The organism is Curvibacter soli, from assembly GCF_029211125.1.
GTDB lineage: Bacteria > Pseudomonadota > Gammaproteobacteria > Burkholderiales > Burkholderiaceae_C > Curvibacter_A > Curvibacter_A soli.
Genome location: NZ_JARGEN010000008.1, coordinates 28,033 through 50,189 on the forward strand (window position 1 = coordinate 28,033; position 22,157 = coordinate 50,189).

Sequence of the window (22,157 nt, forward strand, 5' to 3'; positions counted from 1 at the left end):
TGTTTCAGGCCTCCAGCGCCCGCCGATCAAGCGCTATAAGCTATGCTATTGATAGCGAAAAGATCACCTTCGCACCGTGTGTGCCACCATGGCCGTGAACACCATGGCGGTCAGCGCCAGCGCCGCCGCCGCGGCGGCCCAGAACGCCGACGGGCTCTGCCATGCCGGGCCGCCGTAGGCCAGCACGAAGCCGCCCCGGAGTCCTATGCCCCAGAGCAGCACGCAGTACACGGCCAGCGGCAGGGCCGTGACGCGCCAGCAGCGCAGCACGAACACGCACAGCGTCTGCACCGCATCGGCCAGGTGGTAGAGCGCCACCCAGGACAGCAGACCGGCTGCCGCCGCCGCCACCGCCGGCTGGCTGGTGTACACGTCGGCGATCGCCCTGCGTGCTATGAAAAGCAGAGCTGCAAACGCAAGCGCCATCAGCGCGGAGAGCCTGAAACCCAGTGCAACCGCATGCCGTGCGCGCACCGGCTCGCCGCTGCCGAGCCAGAAGCTCGCGCGCGCGCTGGTGGCGATGGCGATGGACAGCGGCACCATGTAGAGCACGGCGGCCGCGTTGGACGCGATCTGGTGCGCGGCGGATGCCATCGTGCCCTGGCGTGCGATGAAGAGCGCCATCAACGTGAACGCAGTCACCTCCACCATCACTGACAGCCCGCCCGGCACGCCCAGGCGCAGGAACTGCCCCATCGCCGCACGGCTGGGCCGCTCCGGCCGTCGCCACAGGCGGTAGGGCGCATAGAACGGCTGGCGCCGCAGCAGCCACAGGGCCACCAGCGCCACGGCGAGGTTGTCCGCCACCGTGGCCCAGGCGCAGCCGGCGACGCCCTGTGGTGCCAGCCCCAGTCCGCCGAACGTGAACCAGATGGAGAGCGGCACCTTCACCGCCACCGAGCCCAACTGCAGCCAGGTGACGAGCTGGGGCTTGCCCAGCGCCTGGTTCAGCGTGGCGTAGAGCCGGAACAGCAGCGCGGGTGCGAACGCCAGCGCCAGGATGGACAGGTAGCGCGCCACGTCGCCCTGTAGCGCTGCGGGCACGCCGCTCCAGCGCAGCAGCGGGCCTGGATGCAGCAGCGCCGCGCAGCCCAGCGCGATGAGCGCGCCGCACAGGTACAGCGCCTGCCGCACCGAGCGGCCCAGCGCCGCCTGTTGCCCGCTGCCGTGCATCTCGGCCCACACCGGCAGCAGCGCCTGCACCACGCCCATGAGCGCCACGTAGACGCTGATGAAGATGGCCGAGCCCACCGAGAGCGCGGCCAGCGCCTCGCCCGCATAGCGGCCCGCGACGATGGTGTCGGTCACGCCGAATGCCATCACCGCGAGCTGGCCCGCCAGCACGGTGCCCGCGTGGCGGGCGATGGTGCGCAGCTCCGTCACGGGCCGCGGCGCTGGAACACGAACACGCGGTCATCGCGGTCGGTGGGGCGCTGCACGCTCGCGCGCTGCACCCACTGCTGCGTGTCCCCCGCCTGCGCCAGCGTGGGCAGCGCGGCTCCATCCACCAGCAGCCAGGGGCACGACGGCGCCTGCCCGGCCTGCACCGGCACCAGCGTCAGCCCGCCGTGGTAGCGGAAGGCCGCCGTCTGGCCGAGGTCGAAGCCCCAGGTATGGACGCAGGCCGGCTGGCCGGTCACGGCCACCACGTTGCGCACCTGCGGCGCGTAGCTGCGCGCGAAGTCGAGCAGCGGCAGCCAGATGGTCATCAGCAGCAGCCAGCACAGCGCGGTGCCACCCGCGGGCAGCACCAGGCTCTTCCAGAGGGCGGCGCGGTGCCGCCCGGTGCGCCACCACACCAGCGCGCACCAGACCAGCGTGGCGGCCAGCGCGGCGAGAAAACCGGGCCACGAGAACGTGGGCGTGAAGTCCGGCGCCAGCCGGGCCACGTTGGCGGCAGGCTTGGCTGGAAACCCCGTCTCCATCGAGATCCAGATCACCCAGATCGCAATCGCGCAAACGGTGAAGAACAGCAGCGTGAACCAGTCGATCAGCGCGGCCAGGTTGCGGCTCAGCGTGGGCAGGGCGAATGCCGCCAGCGCGGCCAGCGCCGGCAGCCCCTGCATCAGCGCGCGGTCGCGCGGCAGGGTGAGCAGCGTGGCCGCCAGCGTCACCGCCGCGAAGCCGAGCGGCAGCACCAGATGGCGCGGCAATTCGCGGCTGAAGACCTGGCGGCGCCAGCGCCAGAGCGTGAGCAGCCCCAGCGGCCAGGCGGGCCAGGTGAACCACAGCAACAGGCGCCCCAGGCTCTGCCATTGCATGCCGCCATTGGCGTCCGGCATGGCGATGCGCCAGCCCCACAGGCCCAGCGCCGCGCCCAGCGCGGCCACCGCCGCCGTGCAGGCGGCGATGGCCGCCGCCCAGCGCAGGCCGCGCCGCCGCGCCCGCGGCTCCTGCTGCGGCTCCAGCGCGTGCAGCAGCGCCCCGCCCATGCCGAACAGCGCGGCCAGCGTGGGCGCGCCGCTCAGCGCCAGGCCGGCCTGGCCCGCCAGCAGCGCGATGGCCGGCATCCAGGTGCGGTAAGGCGTGGCGGCGAACGCGAAGAACATCAGCGTGGTGCAACTGAGCTGCGCCAGGTAGGCCGTTCCCTCGTGGCTTAGCTGCGCGAGCCCCAGGCAGGCGATCAGCGCCAGCAGGCCACCGTCGGCCACGGCGCGCGCGTAGTCGGCAGGCAGGGCTTCGCCGCCGAAGGCGAAGGCCACGGGCTGCGCTTCGGGCCGGCGCGCCAGGTAATAGACGCTGTACCAGGTGGCCGCGAGCGTCAGGGCCAGCAGCGCCATGAATGGCAGGCGGGCCGCAAGATCGGGGGGAATCCACGGCGGCGCGATCCGCAGTGCCCAGGCGCCGAGCCAGTACGGCAGCGGGCCCGTGGTGTCGGGGGGCAGGCCGGCGAGGGTGGGATGCAGCCAGCCGGACCGCCCGGCTGCCAGCTCGGCCATGTAGCCGAAGGCCGTCACGTCGTCGTTGCGCCAGGGGCTGCGGCCCACGAAGCCGGGCACGATGTAGACCACGCAGAACAGCAGCAGGGCCCAGCGCGGCAGGCGGCGCACGGCGTCCTGGGAAACGATGGCGGGGGTGGGCTGGTTCACGCGGTCTATCGGTCGGTGGGCGGGCCGGCGGGGCCGCAGGCAAGGAAGGGCAAGGCGCGCGGCGCGGCGAAGAAGCAAAAGGGCAGCGCGGTGACCCGGGCTGCCCTTGTCTCGTCCTGCCGTGGAGGCAGCAGGGAGAAGGCTACTTCGCTGCCGCGGTCTTGCCGAAGCGGTTGCGGAATTTCTCGACGCGCCCGCCCATGTTGTCCACGGATTTCTGTGTGCCGGTATAGAAGGGGTGCGATTCGCTGGAGGTGTCCAGCTTGAACAGCGGCAGCTCGCGGCCGTCGTCGGCCTTGGCCGTTTCCTTGGTGGGTACGCAGGAGCGGGTCACGAACTTGAAGCCGTTGGAGAGGTCCACGAAAAGCACTTCGCGGTAGTTGGGGTGAATGCCTTCTTTCATGGCGGTTTCCTTCAATGTCTGCTGCGAGAGCCACCGATGCACCCATTGCACGGCACTTTTCGCGGGAAAGCCTTTGATTATCGCATGAACGGGGCCGGCTTCAACCGCCGCGGCGCATCATGTCGAAGAAGTCCACGTTGGTCTTGGTGGCCTTCATGTTCTTGATCATCAGCTCCATGGACTCGATCTCGTCCATGTTGTACATGAACTGGCGCAGGATGCGGGTTTTCTGCAGAATCTCGGGCGCCAGCAGCAGCTCTTCGCGGCGCGTGCCGCTCTTGTTGAGCTCGATGGCGGGGAACACGCGCTTTTCGTACAGGCGGCGGTTCAGGTGGATTTCGCAGTTGCCCGTGCCCTTGAATTCTTCAAAGATCACTTCGTCCATGCGGCTGCCGGTATCGACCAGCGCGGTGGCGATGATGGTGAGCGAGCCGCCTTCCTCCACCTTGCGCGCGGCGCCGAAGAAGCGCTTGGGGCGCTGCAGCGCGTTGGAATCGACGCCGCCCGACAGCACCTTGCCCGACGACGGCACCACGTTGTTGTAGGCGCGCGCCAGGCGGGTGATGGAGTCGAGCATGATCACCACGTCTTTTTTGAGCTCGACCAGGCGCTTGGCGCGCTCGATCACCATCTCGGCCACGTGCACGTGGCGCGCGGCGGGCTCGTCGAAGGTGGAGGCGATCACCTCGCCCTTGATCGAGCGCTGCATCTCGGTCACTTCCTCGGGCCGCTCGTCCACCAGCAGCACCATCAGGTGCACGTCGGGGTGGTTGGCGGTGATGGCGTGGGCGATGTTCTGCATCATCACCGTCTTGCCGCTCTTGGGCGGCGCCACGATCAGCGCGCGCTGGCCGCGCCCGATGGGGGCGATGATGTCGATGATGCGCCCGGTGATGTTCTCCTCGGTCTTGACGTCGCGCTCCAGCCGCATCTGCTCCTTGGGGAACAGCGGCGTGAGGTTCTCGAACATCACCTTGTGCTTGTTCTGCTCGGGCGGGCCGTCGTTGACCTTGTCGAGCTTGGTCAGCGCGAAATAGCGCTCGCCGTCCTTGGGCGTGCGCACCTCGCCCTCGATCATGTCGCCCGTGTGCAGGTTGAAGCGCCGCACCTGGCTGGGGCTGATGTAGATGTCGTCGGTGCTGGCGGTGAAGCTGGTGTCGGGGCTGCGCAGGAAGCCGAAGCCGTCGGGCAGGATTTCGAGCACGCCGTCGGCGAACACCTGCTCCCCGGCCTTGGCGCGCTTCTTGATGATGGCGAACATCAGCTCCTGCTTGCGCATGCGGCCCGTGTTCTCGATTTCAAGCTCTTCGGCCTGTTTCAGGACTTCAGACACGTGCAGTGCCTTGAGTTCGTTTAAGTGCATGGAGTTACTCCTTCGCGGAGTGCTGAAAAGATGGGAATGGCGGGGGAGGCGGGTGCGGAACACGCTGTTCAATGACAGGCGCCGCTTGGATTCGAGACCGGTGCGCCTGTGCCGTGCGCGCCGATGTGCGGGGATTATGACAGGAAAAGGGGGGGGGGGAAGGCAAGGCTTTGCGCAACCTTGCCGCCGTCGCCGTGCGCCCGGGCTTTGCATGGGGCCCCGGGCGCAGGCGGTGCCGGCGCATGCGGCTCAGGCGGCTCAGGCGGCGATCTGCTGGTCGATGAAGGCGGTGAGCTGCGCCTTGTTCATGGCACCCACCTTGGTGGCGGCCAATTGGCCGTTCTTGAACAGCATCAGCGTGGGGATGCCGCGAATGCCGAACTTGGCCGGCACGTCGCGGTTCTCGTCCACGTTGAGCTTGGCGATCTGCAGCTTGCCTTCGTAGCCCGCCGCCACCTCGTCGAGGATGGGGGCGATCATGCGGCAGGGGCCGCACCATTCGGCCCAGTAGTCCACGAGCACCGGCCGGTCGGCCTGCAGCACGTCGGCCTCGAAGCTGGAATCGGAGATGTGTTTGATCAGTTCGCTGGACATGGCAATTTCCTCGGTATGGATGGAGATGCAGCTACAGTTGGCGGCATTGTGACAGAAACCAAGCCTTCCCACCGGCCTCGGCTGCTATGGACCCCATAGCGAAAACCCATGGCGCCGACGGGCCCGCGCACCCGGCGCAGCGGCGTTGGTGCGGCACGCGGGACGGCATCGTGCCGCGCATCGCGCAGGCGCTGGCGGCCCGGGGCATCCACGCTGCGCATGCCGTCGTGCTGCTGCCCTATACCCAGCTCATGCCCGCGGCGCGGCACTGGTGGGCGCTGGCGCGGCCCGACGGCTTCGCGCCGCGCTTCGAGACCACGCTCAACTGGGCCCGCCGCCTCGGCGCATTCACGCCCGCGGGCAGCGACCTGGCGTTCGACGCCGCGCGCGACCTGCTCACCGCCCAGTCCCTGCTGGAGCAGGCCGGCCTGCAGTCCATGCGCCACGTGCTGGCCGCGCCGCTGGCCGAGGCCGCGCAGCAACTGGGCCGCCGCGTGGCCGCCATCGCGCCCCATGAACGCGCCGCCTGGGCCGTGCAGGCCCGCGCTGCCGTGGCGCTGGGGCTGGATGCGCAGGCGCTGGCCTACGAGGCGGCCCTGGCGCGCATCGCGCTCGAATGGGCGCTGGCTTCGGGCTATGCCACCGACGTGCTGTTCGACGCCTGCGCGCGCGATGTGCAGGCCGGCGGCGCGGCCTTCCTCGCGGTGCTGCGCGGCGTGCATGCCGAGCCGCTCGCGCAGGCGCTGCAGGCGCTCTGGGGCGAATGCGCCATCGCGCTGCCGCTGGCCGACGCGGCCCTGGGCGCCGATGCCGCCGCGTGGCGGCTGCCCGCCCTGCACGCCGCGCAGGACGCCGAGGACGAAGCCCAGCGCGCCGCCGCCTGCGTGCTGCGCCACGTGGCCGCGGGCCGCGCGCCGGTGGCGCTGGCGGCCACCGACCGCGCCCTCACGCGGCGCATCCGCGCCATGCTCGACGCGAGCGGCGTCGCGCTGCGCGACGAGAGCGGCTGGAAGGTATCGACCACGCGTGCCGCCGCCCACGTGATGCTGGCCCTGCGCGCGGCCGCGCGCCATGCCAGCGGCGACGCGGTGCTCGACTGGCTGAAGAACGCCCCCGCCTGGCGCGACGGCCCCGCGCTCGACGCGCTGGAGCGCACGCTGCGCCGCTACGGCGTGCGCGACTGGGCCGGCTGGCGCTCGCAGCCCGTGCGCGACGGCGCCGCCGCGCTGGCCGCGCAGGCCGATGCGCAGCGCGCGACCTTGCAGGGCGCGCGCCCGCTGGCCGCGTGGCTGGCGCAACTGCGCGCGGTGCTGCAGGCCACCGGCCAGTGGCCGCTGCTGCGCGGCGACGTGGCCGGCCAGTCGCTGCTGCAGGCCCTGCCGCTCGACGAGGAGGCGCAGGCCGCCTTCGCGCTTCAGCTCGAAGGCTCGCCCTGGGCCGCGCGCCGCATCGATCTGGCCGAGTTCACCGCCTGGGTCAACGGCACGCTGGAAGCCGCCAGCTTCGTGCCGGAATACCCGGCGCAGGAACAGGTGGCCATCCTGCCGCTGGGCCAGATGATCGGCAGGCCCTTCGCCGCCGCCGTGCTGCCCGGCTGCGACGAGCGGCGCCTGCCCGCCGCGCCCGAGCCGCCCGGCGCCTGGACCGCAGCGCAGCGCGCGGCGCTGGGCCTGCCCGACCGCGCCGCGCTGCAGGCCGAGGCCCGCGCCGCCTGGTGCCATGCGCTGCAGACGCCGCACTGCGACGTGCTCTGGCGCGGCGCCGACGACGGCGGCGAGGCGCTGCTGCCCAGCCCGCTGGTGCAGGAGCTGCAGTTGCGCGCCGACGCCGCGGCCCTGCCGCCGCCCGACGATCCGCGCGGCCTGCGCGCCGTGCCCGCCGCGCCCACGCTGCCGCCCGGGCCCGACGGCAGCGCCCTGGTGCCCGCGCGGCTGTCGGCCAGCGCGTACGAAGACCTGCGCCGCTGCCCCTACCGCTTCTTCGCGCTGCGCATGCTGGGGCTGGCCGAGGCCGAAGAGCTGGACGCCGCCGTGGACAAGCGCGACTTCGGCCTCTGGCTGCACGCCGTGCTGCGCATCTTCCACGAGGGGTGCCGCGGCGCGGGGGAGGGCGGGGGCCTGGCGCCCGATGCCGCCGCGCTCGACGGCGCCGCCGAGCGCGCCACCGCGCAGGCCGGCCTCTCGCCCGAGGAGTTTTTGCCCTTCGCCGCCGCGTGGCCGCGCGTGCGCGACGGCTACCTGGACTGGCTCGCGCGGCGCGCCGCCGACCCATCGGCCCCGCGCTTCGACGTGGCCGAGGCCTGGCGCGAGCAGCCGCTGGGGCCGCTCACGCTCGTGGGCCAGATCGACCGCGTCGACCGCCTGCCGGGTGGCGAGGCCGTGCTGATCGACTACAAGACCGAAAGCCCCGAGCGCACCCGCGAGCGCGTGCGCGACCCGCTGGAGGACACGCAGCTTGCCTTCTACGCCGCGCTGCTGCCCGACGACACGCTGCAGGCGCAGTACCTCAACGTGGGCGAGCGCGGCGGCACGGCGGCCTTCGCCCAGCCCGGCGTGCTGGCGGCGCGCGACGCGCTGGTGGAGGGCATGCTGGGCGACATGGCGCGCATCGCCGGCGGCGCGCCGCTGCGGGCGCTGGGCGAGGGCGCAGTGTGCGAATACTGCGCGGCGCGCGGGCTCTGCCGCAAGGATTTCTGGCTGGAGAGCGCAGGTTATTCTTGATACTCCTAGGGAGTATGTGCCTGTCTCGCTTTATTATTCTGCGCTGGCGGATGGCATGTGGGGGAGTATATGTTTCCGGGTGCCTCCCCCGCCGGCTTCGTCAGCGCGGCGCCAGCCGGATCGCGCCGTCGAGCCGGATCACCTCGCCGTTGAGCATGTCGTTCTCGATGATCTGCCGCACCAGCTTGGCGTAGTCCTGCGGGGTGCCGAGCCGCGACGGAAAGGGCACGCTGGCGGCCAGCGCGTCCTGCACCTCCTGCGGCATGCCGAACAGCATGGGGGTGCCGAAGATGCCGGGCGCGATGGTCATGTTGCGGATGCCGATCTTCGCCAGGTCGCGCGCGATGGGCAGCGTCATGCCAACCACGCCGCCCTTGGACGCGCTGTAGGCCGCCTGGCCGATCTGCCCGTCGTAGGCGGCCACCGATGCGGTGGAGACCAGCACCCCGCGCTCGCCCGTGGCGGCCTCGGGCTCGTTGCGCGCCATGGCCTCGGCGGCCAGGCGGATCATGTTGAACGTGCCGATCAGGTTGACCGTGACCGTCTTGGCAAACAGCGCCAGCGCGTGGGCGCCGTTCTTGCCCACGGTCTTCTCGGCTGGCGCGATGCCCGCGCAGTTCACCAGGCCCATGAGCTTGCCCTGGGCGGTGGCGGCGGCCACGGCGGCCTGGCCGTCGGCCTCCTGGCTCACGTCGCAGCGCACGAACACGCCGCCGATGTCCGCGGCCACGGCCCGGCCCTTGTCTTCCTGCATGTCGGCGATGACGACCTTGCCGCCGTTGGCCGCCAGCATGCGCGCCGTGCCTTCGCCCAGGCCCGATGCGCCGCCCGTGACGATGAAAACCTTGCCTGCGATGTCCATGAGATGGTCTCCTTGGGGGTAGTTGCGTTGACGTGAACGTCAATTATCCTGGAACCGGCAGTTGGATGCGCCTGCCGGTGCCGTGTCGGGGTGCCGGGCAAGGCTGAGCGCTGCGGCTCCAACAGCACCTGCGCCCTGCAAGGGCGACGACGCGGCGGGCTTGCCGCCCGCAAGGAGAAGCAACGCCGCATGGCGCGCCGAGCGCGGTGCGGGCAGGTGCATGGCGCTCTCGCCCACGAGGCGAACCCCATCGAAGCCGGCAACGCTCGATTTCCTGCGGCCTGGAAAGGGATGCGAAGCGGTCAACTGCCGTTTCCAGGATCATCGCGTCTGCTGCTGGCGGTTTGTGCTTTTCTGCTGGCGGCCTGCGGCAGCGCTGCGCAGGTGCCGCCGTGGCCGTGAACGGGTTCTTGAGGGGGCGGGCCCCTGCTGGCAGACAAAAAAAGGCCCGGCACTGTGGGCCGGGCTTCAAGGGGCCCCGCCGGGGCGCGCTGGGCGCCTGGCGGGTCCGAGGAGACTCGGGTATGCGCTCAGCGCTTCTTGGGCGCGGCGGTCTTGGCGGCGGTGGCAGCCGTGGCGGCCACGGCGTTGAAGTTGGCCTCGGCCACGTCGGTGGCCTGCTTCACCGCCTTATGCACGGAATCGAAGGCGTTGTTGGCCGCCGACACGGCGCTCTTGAACACGGCGACCGCCGTTTCGGAGCCCGCGGGTGCGTTCTTGGCGACATTGTCCACCAGACTGACGAGCGCCTTCTGCGTGTCGGCGGCCTTGGATTCGATGGCCTTGCCGAATTCGGTGCCAGTGCCCGAAGCGATCTCATACAGGTGGCGGCTGTAGGCGGCGCTCTTTTCGGCCAGGGGCTGCAGCAGGCTGGCCTGCAGCGCGAGCAGTTCCTGCACGTCCTTCACGCCGAACAGGGCCTGGGTTTGCGACGCCGCATCGGCCAGGGCCGCGCGGGATGCGGTGAGATTGAGCTCCACGAGCTTCTCGATCCCTTCGAATGCCTTGTTGGTCAGGTCGAAGAGGGTGTCGGCATTGGCTTTTTGCGATGCCAGCAGTTGTTCGGGGGTCATGGACATGAAATTGCTCCTGCAAGTTGAAATGAAAGCGGCGGAAAGAAGGCGGTTGGCCCATCCATCTGTGCTGCGCGCTTTTGTTGCGGTGCAGCATGCGGAAAGTATAGAGTCGCGCCACGCCATTGCAAGCCGTTTTTGTTGCGTTGCAGCATATTAGAGGCGGATTCCTAGACCGGCACGCCCTGGTTGCGGGCGCCGCGCGCATCGGCTGGCAGAATGGCCGCCACCATGAGCGATGACGAGACACCCTCCGCCGCCGCGCGCCCGCGGCCCGTGCCGCGCAGCGGCTTCCGCGTTTTCCGCGCCATACCGACGCGCTGGATGGACAACGATGTCTACGGCCACGTCAACAACGTCGTCTACTACAGTTGGTTCGACACGGCGGTGAACGCCTGGCTGATCGGGCAGGGCGCGCTGGACCTCCACCGGGGCGGCACCATCGGCCTGGTGGTCGAGACACAGTGCCACTACTTCGCGCCGCTGGCGTTCCCGCAGACGGTAGAGGCGGGCATCCGCGTGGGGCGCGTCGGCGCGTCGAGCGTGCGCTACGAGATCGGCCTGTTCGCCGAGGGCGAGGCCGCGAGCGCCGCGCACGGGCATTTCGTGCATGTCTACGTGGACCGCGACACCCGCCGCCCCGTGGCCCTGCCGCAGCGCCTGCGGGACGCGCTGGCCGGGCTGGCGGCCTGACACCGGTTCATCGCGGGGACTTTGCCGGCGGGCGCGGGCCGTCCGCGCGGCCTGATGACACAATGGCTGCCAGCCCCGAGCCACCGCACTGGCGGACGCAGCATGATGGAGACACGGCAGGCCGGGCGCGCCCTTTCGACCATGATCATCAACAGCCTTCTCGACACCGACCTCTACAAGTTCACCATGATGCAGGTGGTGCTGCACCAGTTTCCGGGGGCGCATGCCGAGTACCGCTTTCGCTGCCGCACGCCGGGCGTGGACCTCGCGGTGCACGCCAACGAGATCCGCGAGGAGGTGCGCCACCTGTGCCGCCTGCATTTCCACGAAGCGGAACTGGCCTACCTGCGCGCGATGCGCTTCGTGAAGAGCGATTTCGTGGATTTCCTCGGCCTGTTCCACCTCGACGAGAAGAACATCTCCATCCGGCCGCTGCCCGGCGGCGAGCTGGAGATCGCGATCGCGGGGCCTTGGCTGCACACCATCCTGTTCGAGATTCCGGTGCTCACCATCGTCAACGAGGTGTACTTCCGCAACACCCGGAAGTCGCCCGACTACGCCGAGGGCCGGCGCCGGCTGGAGGCCAAGATCGCCGAGCTGCGCGGCCCCGGCCTGCACACCCTCAAGATCGCCGACTACGGCACCCGCAGGCGCTTCAGCCGCGACTGGCAGGAAGAGGTGCTGCGCACGCTGGCGGCGGGGCTGGGCGCCGGCGCCGCTGGCCAGTTGGCGGGCACCAGCAACGTGCTGTTCGCCATGAAGCTCGGCCTCACGCCGCTGGGCACCATGGCGCACGAATACCTGCAGGCCTGCCAGGCGCTCGGGCCCCGGCTGCGCGACAGCCAGGTGTTCGGCTTCGAATCGTGGGCCAGGGAGTACCGCGGCGACCTGGGCATCGCGCTGTCGGACGTGTACGGCATCAGCGCCTTCCTGCGCGACTTCGACCTGTATTTCTGCAAGCTCTTCGACGGCGCGCGCCATGACAGCGGCGACCCGTTCACCTGGGGCGAGCGCGTCATCGCGCACTACCGCGCCAACCGCGTCGATCCACTGACCAAGACCTTGATCTTCAGCGACGCGCTGACCGTGCCGCGCACCATCGAGCTGTTCCAGCGCTTCCGTGGCCGCTGCCAGCTCGCGTTCGGCATCGGCACCAACCTGACCAACGATCTGGGCTATGAGCCGCTGCAGATCGTCATCAAGATGGTGCGCTGCAACGGCCAGCCCGTGGCCAAGCTGTCGGACACGCCGGCCAAGAACATGTGCGACGACGAGAAGTACGTGGCCTACCTGCGCCAGGTGTTCGACATTCCGTCCATCCCATGAGCGCTGCCACGCTGCCGCTGCCCTGGGGCATTCCGTTCGCGGGCATGCTGCTGTCGATCGCGCTGCTGCCGCTCCTGGCCCCCGTGTTCTGGCACCACCACTTCGGCAAGGTGGCCGCGGGCTGGGCGCTGCTGTTCCTGCTGCCGTTCGCCGCCATCCACGGCCCGGGCGCGGCGGCGGCGGGCTTCGCGCACGCGCTGGTGGGCGAGTACATGCCGTTCATCCTGCTGCTGACGGCGCTCTACACCGTGGCAGGGGGCATCTTCATCCGCGGCAACCTGCACGGCAGCCCGGCGCGCAATACCGCCATGCTGGCCATCGGCGCTGCGCTGGCGAGCCTGATGGGCACCACGGGCGCGTCCATGCTCATGCTGCGCCCGCTGATCCGCGCCAACGACAACCGTGCCCATTGCGCGCACGTCATGGTGTTTTTCATCTTCATCGTCGCCAACGCGGGCGGCTCGCTCACGCCGCTGGGCGACCCGCCGCTGTTCCTGGGCTTTCTGAAAGGCGTGGATTTCTTCTGGACCCTGCGCCACATCTTTCCCGGAACGCTGTTCCTCGTGGGCGTGCTGCTGGCGCTGTTCTTCGCCATCGACGCCTGGCACTACCGCCGCGAAGGCGTGCTGCCGCAGGACCCCACGCCCGATGCGCCGCGACTGGGCTTCGACGGCGCGGCCAACTTCTGGCTGCTGGGCGCCATCGTGGCGCTGGTGCTGCTCAGCGGGTTCTGGCGGTCGCCCGTGGTGTTCCACATCGCGGGCGCGGAGGTCGGCCTGCCGGGCCTGGTGCGCGATGCGGGCCTGCTCGCCGTCACCCTGGCGTCGCTGCGCATCACCCCGGCTGGCGTGCATGCGGACAACCAGTTTTCCTGGGGGCCGATGCAGGAGGTGGCCAAGCTGTTCGCCGGCATCTTCCTGACCATCATCCCCGTGATCGCCATGCTGCGCGCGGGGGTGGACGGGCCGTTCGGCGCCATCGTGTCCGCCGTCACGCGGCCCGACGGCCAGCCCGACCCGGCCATGTACTTCTGGGCCGCGGGCGCGTTGAGCTCGTTGCTCGACAACGCGCCGACCTACCTCGTCTTCTTCAACACCGCTGGCGGCGACCCGCACACGCTCATGACCACGCTCGCCCCCACGCTGACGGCCATCTCGGCGGGCGCTGTGTTCATGGGCGCCAACACCTATATCGGCAACGCGCCCAACATGATGGTCAAGGCCGTCGCCGAGGACTGCGGCATCCGCATGCCGGGCTTCTTCGGCTACATGGCCTGGTCGGGCTGCGTGCTGGTCCCGCTGTTCATCGCCATGACCTTCATCTGGTTTCGTTGAAGCACCATGAGCCCTCCCAAGATCCTCATCACCCGCGCCGTCTTCCCCGAGGTCGTCGAACGCCTGGCGCGGCATTTCGACGTGGAGTCCAACCAGGACGATGCCGAATGGAGCCCCGCCGAGCTGGCCGCCCGCCTGCAAGGCAAGGCCGGCGTCCTGACCACCGGCAGCGTGCGCATCGACGCCGCACTGCTGGCTGCCTGCCCGGACCTGCGCATCTGCGCCAACATGGCCGTGGGCTACAACAACTTCGACCTGCCGGCCATGACCGCCCGCGGCGTGCAGGCCACCAACACGCCCGACGTGCTGACCGAGACCACGGCGGACTTCGGCTTCGCGCTGCTCATGGCGGCCGCCCGGCGCATCACCGAGAGCGAGCATTACCTGCGCGCGGGCCGGTGGAAGCGCTGGCGCTACGACATGTTCGCGGGCGCCGAGGTGCATGGCAGCACGCTGGGCATCCTGGGCATGGGCCGCATCGGCCAGGGCATCGCCCGGCGCGGCGCGCACGGCTTCGGCATGGACGTGGTCTACCACAACCGCTCGCGTCTGGCGCCCGCGCTGGAGGCCGAATGCAAGGCCCGCTACGTGGACAAGGACGAGCTGCTGCGCACGGCGGACCACCTGATGCTGGTGCTACCCTACACGCCCGGGTCGCGCCACGCCATCGGTGCTGCCGAGATCGCGCGGATGAAGCCCGGCGCCACGCTCGTCAACATCGCGCGCGGCGGCATCGTGGACGACGCTGCGCTGGCCGTCGCGCTGCGCGAGCGCCGCATCGCCGCCGCCGGGCTGGACGTGTTCGAGGGCGAGCCGCAGGTCAACCCTGCGCTGCTGGCCTGCGAGAACGTGGTCCTCACGCCCCACATTGCCAGCGCCACGGTCGCCACGCGCCGCGCCATGGCCCAACTGGCGGCGGACAACCTGATCGCGTTTTTTGAACAGAATCGGGCTCTGACGCCCGTGAATCAAGTGGTTGTAGCTACGAAATAAGTAGCAAAAAAGGAGTGGCGCGTGGAGTTCTGGGGCTTGGTGGCGCTGTTGGCGCTGAATCTGTTGCTGCTGGTGGCCTTGCTGCTGCGCCGCCCGCCGCCCGATGGCCGGGCCGAGTGGCTGGCGCAGGTCGCGGCCTCGGGCGAGCGCGTGGAGCGCGAACTGCGGCGCGAGATCGCCGATTCCGCCCGCGCCGGCAGGCAGGAGCTGGCGCAGGCCTTCGCCACCTTCCAGCAGGCCGTGGTGCAGCAGAGCGGCGAGGCCACGCGCACGCAGAACACGCAGCTCGACGCCTTCGCCCAGCAGCTCACGCTGCTGCAGCGCACGCTCTCCGATACCCTGACGCTGCAGTTGCAGTCGCTCAGCGAGGCCAACGCGCGCCGCATGGCCGAGGTCCGCGCCACGCTGGAGACGCAGCTCGCGCAGTTGCAGGCCGGCAACGCGGCCAAGCTCGAGGAGATGCGCCGCACGGTCGATGAAAAGCTGCACGCCACGCTGGAGGCGCGCCTGGGCGAGAGCTTCAAGCAGGTGGCCGACCGGCTGGAGCAGGTGCACAAGGGCCTGGGCGAGATGCAGACGCTGGCCCAGGGCGTGGGCGACCTCAAGCACCTGCTGACCAACGTGAAGACGCGCGGCATGTTCGGCGAAGCCCAGCTCGGTGCGCTGCTGGAACAGGTGTTCGCGCCCGACCAGTACGCCGCCCAGGTGGTGACGCGCCCGGCCTCGCGCAACGCGGTGGACTTCGCCATCCGCATGCCGGGGCGCTCGGACGATGGCACGCCGCTGTGGCTGCCCATCGACGCCAAGTTCCCCAACGAGGACTACGAGCGCTTGCTCGACGCCCAGCACCGCGCCGACGCCGCCGACGCCGATGCGGCGGCCAGGGCGCTGGAGGCGCGCATCCGCCTGGAGGCGCGCTCCATCGGCGACAAGTACATCGAGCCGCCGCACACCACCGACTTCGCCATCCTGTTTTTGCCGACCGAGGGGCTGTATGCCGAGGTGCTGCGGCGCCCCGGGCTGGTGGAGGCGCTGCAGCGCGAGTACCGCATCGTCCTGGCCGGGCCGACCACGCTGATGGCCATGCTCAACTCGCTGCAGATGGGCTTTCGCACGCTGGCGCTCGAAAAGCGCTCCAGCGAGGTGTGGCAGGTACTGGGCGCGGTGAAGACCGAGTTCGGCAAGTTCGGCGACGTGCTGGGCCGCGTGCGCGCGCAGACGCAGACCGTGCTCAACACGCTGGAGCAGGCGCAGACCCGCACCAACGTGATGAACCGCGCGCTGCGGCAGGTCGAGGCGCTGCCCGAGCAGCAGGCCCTGGGGCTGCTGCCGGGAGCCGAGGACGCCAGCGCGCCCTGAGTTCGCCGTCATCCTTTTGTGATAGCAGGTGACAGCCGCAGGGGAAATGCGTTAGATTGCGCAAACTCTGGGGGGCTGGACATGGCGATTTCCTGTCGGTGGCCGCATGCGCGCCTTGCCGCCGCATTGATGCTGGGTTGTGCCGGCTGCGCGCTGGCGCATGCGCAGGACGGACTGCCGCAGCGCGCGGCGATACTGCTGGGTCAGGGCCAGGCCGCCGAGGCCTTCCGGTTGCTGGACGCCGAAGAGCCCCGCCAGGCCGGCGACCCGGCATTCGACGCCGCCATGGGCGCCGCCGCCTACGCGGCAGGCCAGTACGTGCGGTCCATACTGGCCTGGGAGCGCGTCGTGGCGGTGCAGCCCGACGACGTGGAGGCGCAGTTGGGCCTGGCCCGCGCATTGTTCGCCGTGGGCGACAAGCAGGGCGCGCTGCGCATCTCCGACCAGGTACGCGCGCAGGGCGTGCCGGTGGATGCGGCGCTGAGCATCGACCAGTTCCTCTACACCTACGACCGTTCGGAGCGCTCGGGCTGGTCATCGGTCAAGGGCTATATCGAGGCAACGGTGGGGCACGACTCCAACGTCAACGCCGGCCCTTCGAACGCGCAGCTCGTCTCGCCCGTGCCGGGCACGCCGGCCTGGACGCTGGCGCCCTCGGCGCTCAAGACATCGTCGGCCTTCGCCTCGGCCTTCGCCTGGGTGGGCGGGCGCTACGTGATCGACCCGCGCTGGTCTCTCGTCGGGCGCGCGAGCGGCACGGTGCGCGGGTACGAATCGCATGCCGACATGTTCGACAGCAGCGAGGCCGACCTGGCCGCGGGCGTCTCGTTCCGCGGCACGGAGCGCCAGGAGTTCACGCTCACCGGGCAGTCGTCGTACTACGCGCTGGACCACACGAAGCTGCGCGGCATCACCGGACTGGTGGGGGAGTGGACCTACCGGCTCGACGGCTTCCGGCAGTGGAGCAGCTTCGTGCAGTGGCTGCGTCTGCGCTATCCCACGCAGCCGCTGCGCGACGTGCGCCGCACGGTGGTCGGCACCTCGTATGCGCAGGTGTTCCGCGACGGCAGCATCGCCTACGGCGGCATCTACGGCGGCCGGGAAGCCCCGCGCGCCGACGACGTGGAATACCTGGGGCACCATCTGTTCGGCATCCGCCTGGGCGGGCAGTACGCCATCAACAACCGGTGGGCGGTGTTCGTCAACCTCGACCACGAGCGCCGCCGCTTCGGCGCCGACGACCCGTTCTTCGCACTGACGCGGCGCGACCGGCAGACCAACCTCGGCATCGGCCTGTCGTGGGTGCCGGCGCCCGCGTGGCGGATCACGCCGCAGGTGATGCTGACGCGCAGCGCCTCCAACCTGCCCATCAACGACTATGACCGCTCGGTGGTGTCCGTCACCGCGCGGCGCGAATTCTGATGCCCGGGCCGCGGCAGAGGCAGGAGACCGTATGAAGAGCGAATTTCCCTATCCACGCCTGGCCCTTGCGATGGCCATGGTGGCAGCCTACCCGATCTACGGGCACGCGGCGGCGGGGCTGGTGCAGTTCAGCGCCGGCGACGTGCAACTGCGCCGCGGCGACAGCACCATGCCTGCCGCCAAGGGCGGCGACGTCGAGAGCGGCGACGTGGTATCCACGGGCGCGGCGGGGCGCGCGCAGATCCGCTTTTCCGACGGCGGACTGGTGGCGCTCTATCCCGACACGCAGTTCGTCGTCGCGCGCTATGCCGACCGCGGCGACCCGGCGCAGGACAGCTTCCTCGTCAACCTGGTGCGCGGGGGCATGCGGGCGATCACCGGGCTGATCGGCAAGCGCGACGCGCGCAACTACCGCGTGACCACGCCCACGGCCACCATCGGCATCCGCGGCTCGGCCTTCCGAGTGGTGCTGAGTGCCGACGGGCAGGTGCTGGTGGCGGGCGAGCAGGACGAGATCGAGGTCTGCACGCGCGCGGGCTGCATCAGCCTGAAGGTGGGCGAGTCGGCCATCGTGGCCGCCGAGGACGAGCTGCCCCGGCGCACCAACACGCGCGCCGGCCTGCCGCTGCCGCCGCTGATGCAGAGCCCCGCCGCGGCGGGCAACCAGATCGATACGCAAGGGCACAGTGTCAGCGTGCAGATCGTGCCCGAACAGCCGCCGCCGGCCCCGCCGCCGCCGATCGAGCCGGTGCCGGCTCCGCCGCCGCCCGTGGTTTCCCCGCCACCGCCCGTGGTTTCCCCGCCACCGCCCGTGGTTTCCCCGCCACCGCCCGTGGTTTCCCCGCCCCCGCCCGCGCCCAAGCCGCCGCCCGCGCCGCCGTACATGCCGCCACCCACTTACACGCCGCCGCCGTGGTACCCGTCGCCATCACCCCCGTATCCGTCGCCACCGCCGACGGGCTGGCCCCCTTCCCCTTCCCCTTCCCCTTCCCCGTCGCCACCGCCGACGGGCTGGCCCCCTTCCCCGTAGCCATGACTGGGCCGGGGCCCCGCTGCCCGCAGCGCGCGGCTACAGCGCGTAGAACGCCTGGATGCGGCTCCAGGCTTCATGCGGGTTGTCGGTATAGCTGAAGAGTTTCAGATCGGCGGCGGAGACCATGCCCTCCTCGACCAGCACGTCGAAGTCGATGAGCCGCTTCCAGTAGTCCACGCCGAACAGCACGATGGGCACCGGACGCGCCTTGCCGGTCTGCACCAGCGTCAGCACCTCGAACAGCTCGTCGAGCGTGCCGAAGCCGCCCGGGAACGCCACCAGCGCCTTGGCGCGCATCATGAAATGCATCTTGCGCAGCGCGAAATAGTGGAACTTGAAGCTCAGCGAAGGCGAGATGAAGCGATTGCCGCTCTGCTCGTGCGGCAGCGCGATGCTCAGCCCCACGTTGGGCGCGCCGGCTTCGTGGGCGCCTCGGTTGGCGGCCTCCATGATGCCGGGGCCGCCGCCGGTGCAGATGGTGATGCGCTCCTGCGCTGGGCGCTTCTGGCTGTCGGCGGCCACCAGGTAGGCGAACTGGCGCGCCAGCTCGTAGTAGCGTGAATTGCGGTTGGCCAGACGCGCGTGGGCGATGCGTGCGGCGTCGCCGCTGGCCTCGGCCTCGGCCAGCACGGCGCGCGTCTCCTCCGGCGGGCGCATGCGCGCGCTGCCGTAGACCACCACGGTGTTCTCGATGCCCTGGGCGGCCTGTCCCAGGTCCGGCTTGAGCAGTTCGAGCTGGAAGCGGATGCCGCGCGTTTCGCGGCGCAGCAGGAATTCGGGGTCGGCGAAGGCGAGGCGGTAGGCGTCGGCGGTCAGCGGGTTGCCGTTGTTGGCGTGGGCCTGCAACTCGGCCCAGGCATCGGCCAGGCGGCTTTCATTGAGTTCGGTGTTCGATTCCATGGTGCGATTGTCGGGGCAAAAACCGGGCCAGCCCGTCGGCGGCGCATGCGCCGCCGGTGGCACGCAACTATGGACACAAGTTGCACGCCATGCATGCGTTGCTAAGCCCGTCGCGTCCTGGGCGCCTCGTGGGATGGCTTGGGCAAATGGGCTGCCGCGATCACCATGTGGTCTGCCAGCGTTTCGTACAGCGGACGGCTGATCATGCGCGACACTAGGCTCGCGAGCATTGCGCTGGCCATCAGGCTGAGCACCATCGAGTGCCCGTCGATCATCTCCATCACGATGATGAAGGCCGTCAGTGGCGCCTGGGTCACGGCGGCCAGGAAGCCCGCCATGCCCATGGCGATCAGGGCGGACCCGAGCGCCGGTTCGGTGAGCTGCGCGATGCCGTCGCCGATGCCCGCGCCGATCGACAGCGACGGAGCGAAGATGCCGCCCGGCACGCCGCACCAGGCGGTGAGCCAGGTCGCGATGAACTTGAGCAGCGTATAGAGCGGCGTGAGTTCGTCATGGCCGGCCAGCATCTGCTTGACGGCTTCGGAGCCGGCGCCGAAGGTGGCACCGCCCGATGCCAGGCCGATCAAGGCGACCAGCAATCCACCGATGGCCGCGAATCGCACCGGCCAGCGGGCGCGGCACCGGTTCAGGCGCTGCGGCGAGCCGGTCAGCGACGCGACCATGAGGCGCGCGAAAAGCCCGCCGGCCATGCCGCACGCGAGGGCCACCAGCAGGCCGGGGCCCAGCAGATTCCAGCCGGGCGGCGGCACGCGGATGATGCCGAAATAACTCAGGTTGCCGAAGGCCGAGACGGCCACCAGGCCAGCCAGCACGATGGCGGTGATGATCACGCCGCTGGCACGCGCCTCCAGCCGCCCCGACAGCTCTTCGATCGCAAACACCACGCCCGCCAGTGGGGCGTTGAACGCCGCCGCGATGCCCGCCGCGCCGCCCGCGATGAGCAGCGCGCGCGTGTCGATCGTGCTGTCTGGCGACAGCCAGCGCCGTGCATGCTGCATGACCCCGGCCGCCACCTGCACGGAAGGCCCCTCGCGGCCGATCGACAGCCCGGCCGCGAAGCCGGCCACGCCGAGCCCGATCTTGGCGACGGTGAGCCTGAGCGACGCGAACAGGCCGCGCCGTTCGGCTGGCACCGCGGGGTCGAGCGCGGCCTTGGTCTGCGGAATGCCGGAGCCGCCTGCGCCTGGGAACCAGCGGCGCGTGGCCCAGACGATGCCGGCGGTCATGGCTGGCGTCCACAGAAGCAGAGCCCAGGGCGCCGCGTGGTGCAGCCGCTCGAACAGACTGAACGCCCATTCGGTCGCGATCGTGAAGCCGACCACGAAAAGGCCGGCCGTCACCGCGTAGCCCAGCACGATCGTCCGGTCGAGCCAGGGCCGCCAGTTGGAAAGCTCGGAACGTAGGTTTCCGATGAAGTCTGGTTCGTGGTTCATTGGCAGTCATTTTGGCAGTTGCGCTTGCTTTCTTCGGCCTGCTGCGGCTTGCGCTGCCAGGCCGCTGCGCATGCGAAGGCAGGCATGTCGCGGGACAAGGCAAGGCAAGGTTAGACTTGGTGTCCAAGGGTGTTCGCTTCGCAGGGTGCGGGTCGGGCAGGTTCAGCGATGGTCGGGCCGCCACGCGAATCAGCCGCGACCATGCCCAACACGCCCCAGCACCTTCTTGAAGTCATCGCCTCGGCCCTTTTCGCGGTAGCGCTGGCCCACACCTTCGCCGCCAGGCTGTTCGAGCGGCTAGCCCATCGCTATCCGCGTCACGCCGGCGCCTTCCATCTGCTCGGCGAGGTCGAGGTCGTCTTCGGCTTCTGGGCCATCGTCCTCGTGCTTGTGATGGCCCTTGTCACAGGCGGTGGCTCTGCCCTGGACTATGCCGAGTCCCGCAACTACACCGAGCCGTTGTTCGTCTTCGTGGTCATGGTGATCGCGGCGTCGCGACCGGTTCTGCGCGCCGTGATGTCGACGGTCCATGCGATCGCCCGCGTGGCGCCCGTGCGCACGCCGCTCGCCACCGCCTGGCTCGGCCTGGCCGCGGTGCCGCTGCTCGGCTCGCTCATCACCGAGCCCGCCGCGATGACCATCGCCGCCCTGATGCTCGCCCCGCAGATATTCCGTGCGCAGGTGCCCGAAGGCATGAAGTATCTGGCGCTGGGGGTCCTGTTCGTCAACGTTTCGATCGGGGGCACGCTCACCTCGTATGCCGCGCCGCCAGTGCTGATGGTCGCGACCACGTGGCGGTGGGACAGCGCCTTCATGTTCGCCGCTTTCGGCTGGAAGGCTGCACTGGCAGTGCTGGTGAATGCATCCGTCGCCACCTTCGTGCTGCGCCGCCATCTGCGTCCAGCGCCGCCCGGCAATGACGACGTGCCGGCCCGGGCGCGCGTTCCGCTGTCGGTGGTCGTGGTGCACCTGGGCCTGCTGGCGGGCGTGGTGATGTTCGCCCACCACCCCGTCGTGTTCCTCGGCCTGTTCCTGATGTTTCTCGGCTTTGCCCAAGCCTACGAGCGTCACCAGAGTCCGCTCATCATCAAGGAAGCATTGCTGGTCGGTTTCTTCCTGGCTGGCCTGGTCGTGCTGGGCGGCATGCAGCAATGGTGGCTGCAACCCATTGTCTCTGGCCTGGCGCCAGTCGCGCTGTTCCTCGGCGCGCTCGGCCTCACCGCCATCACCGACAACGCGGCGCTGACCTACCTCGGCTCGCTGATCGCCAGCATCTCCGACGAATCGAAGTACATGCTGGTCGCGGGCGCCGTGGCTGGCGGCGGACTGACCGTGATTGCCAACGCACCCAATCCTGCGGGGGTGGCTCTGCTCAAGCGCGGCTTCGCCGACCAGACGATCGGCGCGGGGGGGCTGCTGCTCGGAGCCTTGGGGCCGACGGTTGTCGCGGCGGCAGCGTTCATGCTCCTATGATGAACGGGAGTGAGATAAATGAAGAGAGGGAGGCGCGATAAATCGGGATTTTCGGGGCTGTGACGG

The 22,157-nt window shown here is 70.0% G+C and carries 18 protein-coding genes; 9 read left to right on the forward strand and 9 right to left on the reverse strand.

Annotated features, from left to right (window positions below):
* Positions 1-63: 63 nt before the first annotated feature.
* From PY257_RS01215 to trxA, 5 genes are all read right to left on the reverse strand, one after another.
* The gene (locus PY257_RS01215; protein ID WP_275737931.1) at positions 64-1,383 is read right to left on the reverse strand and encodes an MATE family efflux transporter; all 1,320 of its coding nucleotides are present in this window, start codon (positions 1,381-1,383) and stop codon (positions 64-66) included.
* The gene (locus PY257_RS01220) at positions 1,380-3,089 is read right to left on the reverse strand and encodes a hypothetical protein (RefSeq protein WP_275737933.1); all 1,710 of its coding nucleotides are present in this window, start codon (positions 3,087-3,089) and stop codon (positions 1,380-1,382) included. Before PY257_RS01220 ends, PY257_RS01215 begins: the two co-directional genes overlap by 4 nt.
* 142 nt (positions 3,090-3,231) lie before the next feature.
* The gene (locus PY257_RS01225; RefSeq protein WP_275737935.1) at positions 3,232-3,492 is read right to left on the reverse strand and encodes a type B 50S ribosomal protein L31; all 261 of its coding nucleotides are present in this window, start codon (positions 3,490-3,492) and stop codon (positions 3,232-3,234) included.
* Positions 3,493-3,592: 100 nt separating this feature from the next.
* On the reverse strand, positions 3,593-4,855 hold the full coding sequence (rho, locus tag PY257_RS01230) for a transcription termination factor Rho (RefSeq protein ID WP_275737937.1): 1,263 nt from the start codon (positions 4,853-4,855) through the stop codon (positions 3,593-3,595).
* A gap of 258 nt (positions 4,856-5,113) precedes the next feature.
* Entirely contained in the window at positions 5,114-5,449 is a 336-nt protein-coding gene (gene trxA / locus PY257_RS01235; RefSeq protein WP_275737939.1) for a thioredoxin TrxA, read from the reverse strand.
* Positions 5,450-5,535: 86 nt separating this feature from the next.
* Between trxA and PY257_RS01240 the strand changes: the two genes are divergently transcribed.
* Positions 5,536-8,169, forward strand: a complete 2,634-nt coding sequence (locus tag PY257_RS01240; RefSeq protein WP_275737941.1) for a PD-(D/E)XK nuclease family protein — start codon at positions 5,536-5,538, stop codon at positions 8,167-8,169.
* Positions 8,170-8,269: 100 nt separating this feature from the next.
* On the opposite strand, the gene PY257_RS01245 is transcribed toward PY257_RS01240, so the two are convergent.
* Entirely contained in the window at positions 8,270-9,031 is a 762-nt protein-coding gene (locus PY257_RS01245; RefSeq protein ID WP_275737943.1) for a 3-hydroxyacyl-CoA dehydrogenase, read from the reverse strand.
* 530 nt (positions 9,032-9,561) lie between these two features.
* Positions 9,562-10,110, reverse strand: coding sequence for a phasin family protein (locus PY257_RS01250; protein WP_275737946.1), 549 nt, complete (start codon positions 10,108-10,110; stop codon positions 9,562-9,564).
* A 225-nt stretch (positions 10,111-10,335) separates the two neighbouring features.
* Between PY257_RS01250 and PY257_RS01255 the strand changes: the two genes are divergently transcribed.
* The 7 genes from PY257_RS01255 (at position 10,336) to PY257_RS01285 (ending at position 18,261) form a co-directional block, all read left to right on the forward strand.
* A complete protein-coding gene (locus PY257_RS01255) occupies positions 10,336-10,797 on the forward strand; it encodes an acyl-CoA thioesterase (RefSeq protein WP_275737948.1) in 462 nt (153 codons plus the stop codon).
* Positions 10,798-10,938: 141 nt separating this feature from the next.
* Positions 10,939-12,123: a nicotinate phosphoribosyltransferase gene (gene pncB / locus PY257_RS01260; protein WP_275737974.1), complete on the forward strand. Its 1,185-nt coding sequence runs from the start codon at positions 10,939-10,941 to the stop codon at positions 12,121-12,123.
* Positions 12,120-13,457 carry a sodium:proton antiporter gene (locus PY257_RS01265; protein ID WP_275737950.1) on the forward strand — a complete coding sequence of 446 codons (1,338 nt, stop codon included), beginning with the start codon at positions 12,120-12,122 and terminating at the stop codon, positions 13,455-13,457. The genes pncB and PY257_RS01265 overlap by 4 nt, the downstream gene beginning before the upstream one ends.
* 6 nt (positions 13,458-13,463) lie before the next feature.
* Complete coding sequence (locus tag PY257_RS01270) at positions 13,464-14,450, forward strand: 2-hydroxyacid dehydrogenase (RefSeq protein WP_275737952.1); 987 nt, start codon at positions 13,464-13,466, stop codon at positions 14,448-14,450.
* A gap of 21 nt (positions 14,451-14,471) precedes the next feature.
* Positions 14,472-15,809 (forward strand): DNA recombination protein RmuC, encoded by a 1,338-nt coding sequence (locus PY257_RS01275; RefSeq protein WP_275737954.1) that lies wholly within the window; start codon positions 14,472-14,474, stop codon positions 15,807-15,809.
* A gap of 129 nt (positions 15,810-15,938) precedes the next feature.
* Entirely contained in the window at positions 15,939-17,231 is a 1,293-nt protein-coding gene (locus PY257_RS01280) for a surface lipoprotein assembly modifier (RefSeq protein WP_275737956.1), read from the forward strand.
* A 31-nt stretch (positions 17,232-17,262) separates the two neighbouring features.
* Entirely contained in the window at positions 17,263-18,261 is a 999-nt protein-coding gene (locus tag PY257_RS01285; protein ID WP_275737958.1) for a FecR family protein, read from the forward strand.
* Between the two features lie 39 nt (positions 18,262-18,300).
* On the opposite strand, the gene PY257_RS01290 is transcribed toward PY257_RS01285, so the two are convergent.
* Positions 18,301-19,164, reverse strand: coding sequence for an LOG family protein (locus tag PY257_RS01290; protein WP_275737961.1), 864 nt, complete (start codon positions 19,162-19,164; stop codon positions 18,301-18,303).
* A 101-nt stretch (positions 19,165-19,265) separates the two neighbouring features.
* A complete protein-coding gene (locus tag PY257_RS01295; protein ID WP_275737963.1) occupies positions 19,266-20,618 on the reverse strand; it encodes a chloride channel protein in 1,353 nt (450 codons plus the stop codon).
* A gap of 201 nt (positions 20,619-20,819) precedes the next feature.
* On the opposite strand from PY257_RS01295, the gene PY257_RS01300 reads away from it, so the two are divergent.
* Complete coding sequence (locus PY257_RS01300; protein ID WP_275737965.1) at positions 20,820-22,091, forward strand: putative Na+/H+ antiporter; 1,272 nt, start codon at positions 20,820-20,822, stop codon at positions 22,089-22,091.
* Positions 22,092-22,157 lie beyond the last annotated feature (66 nt).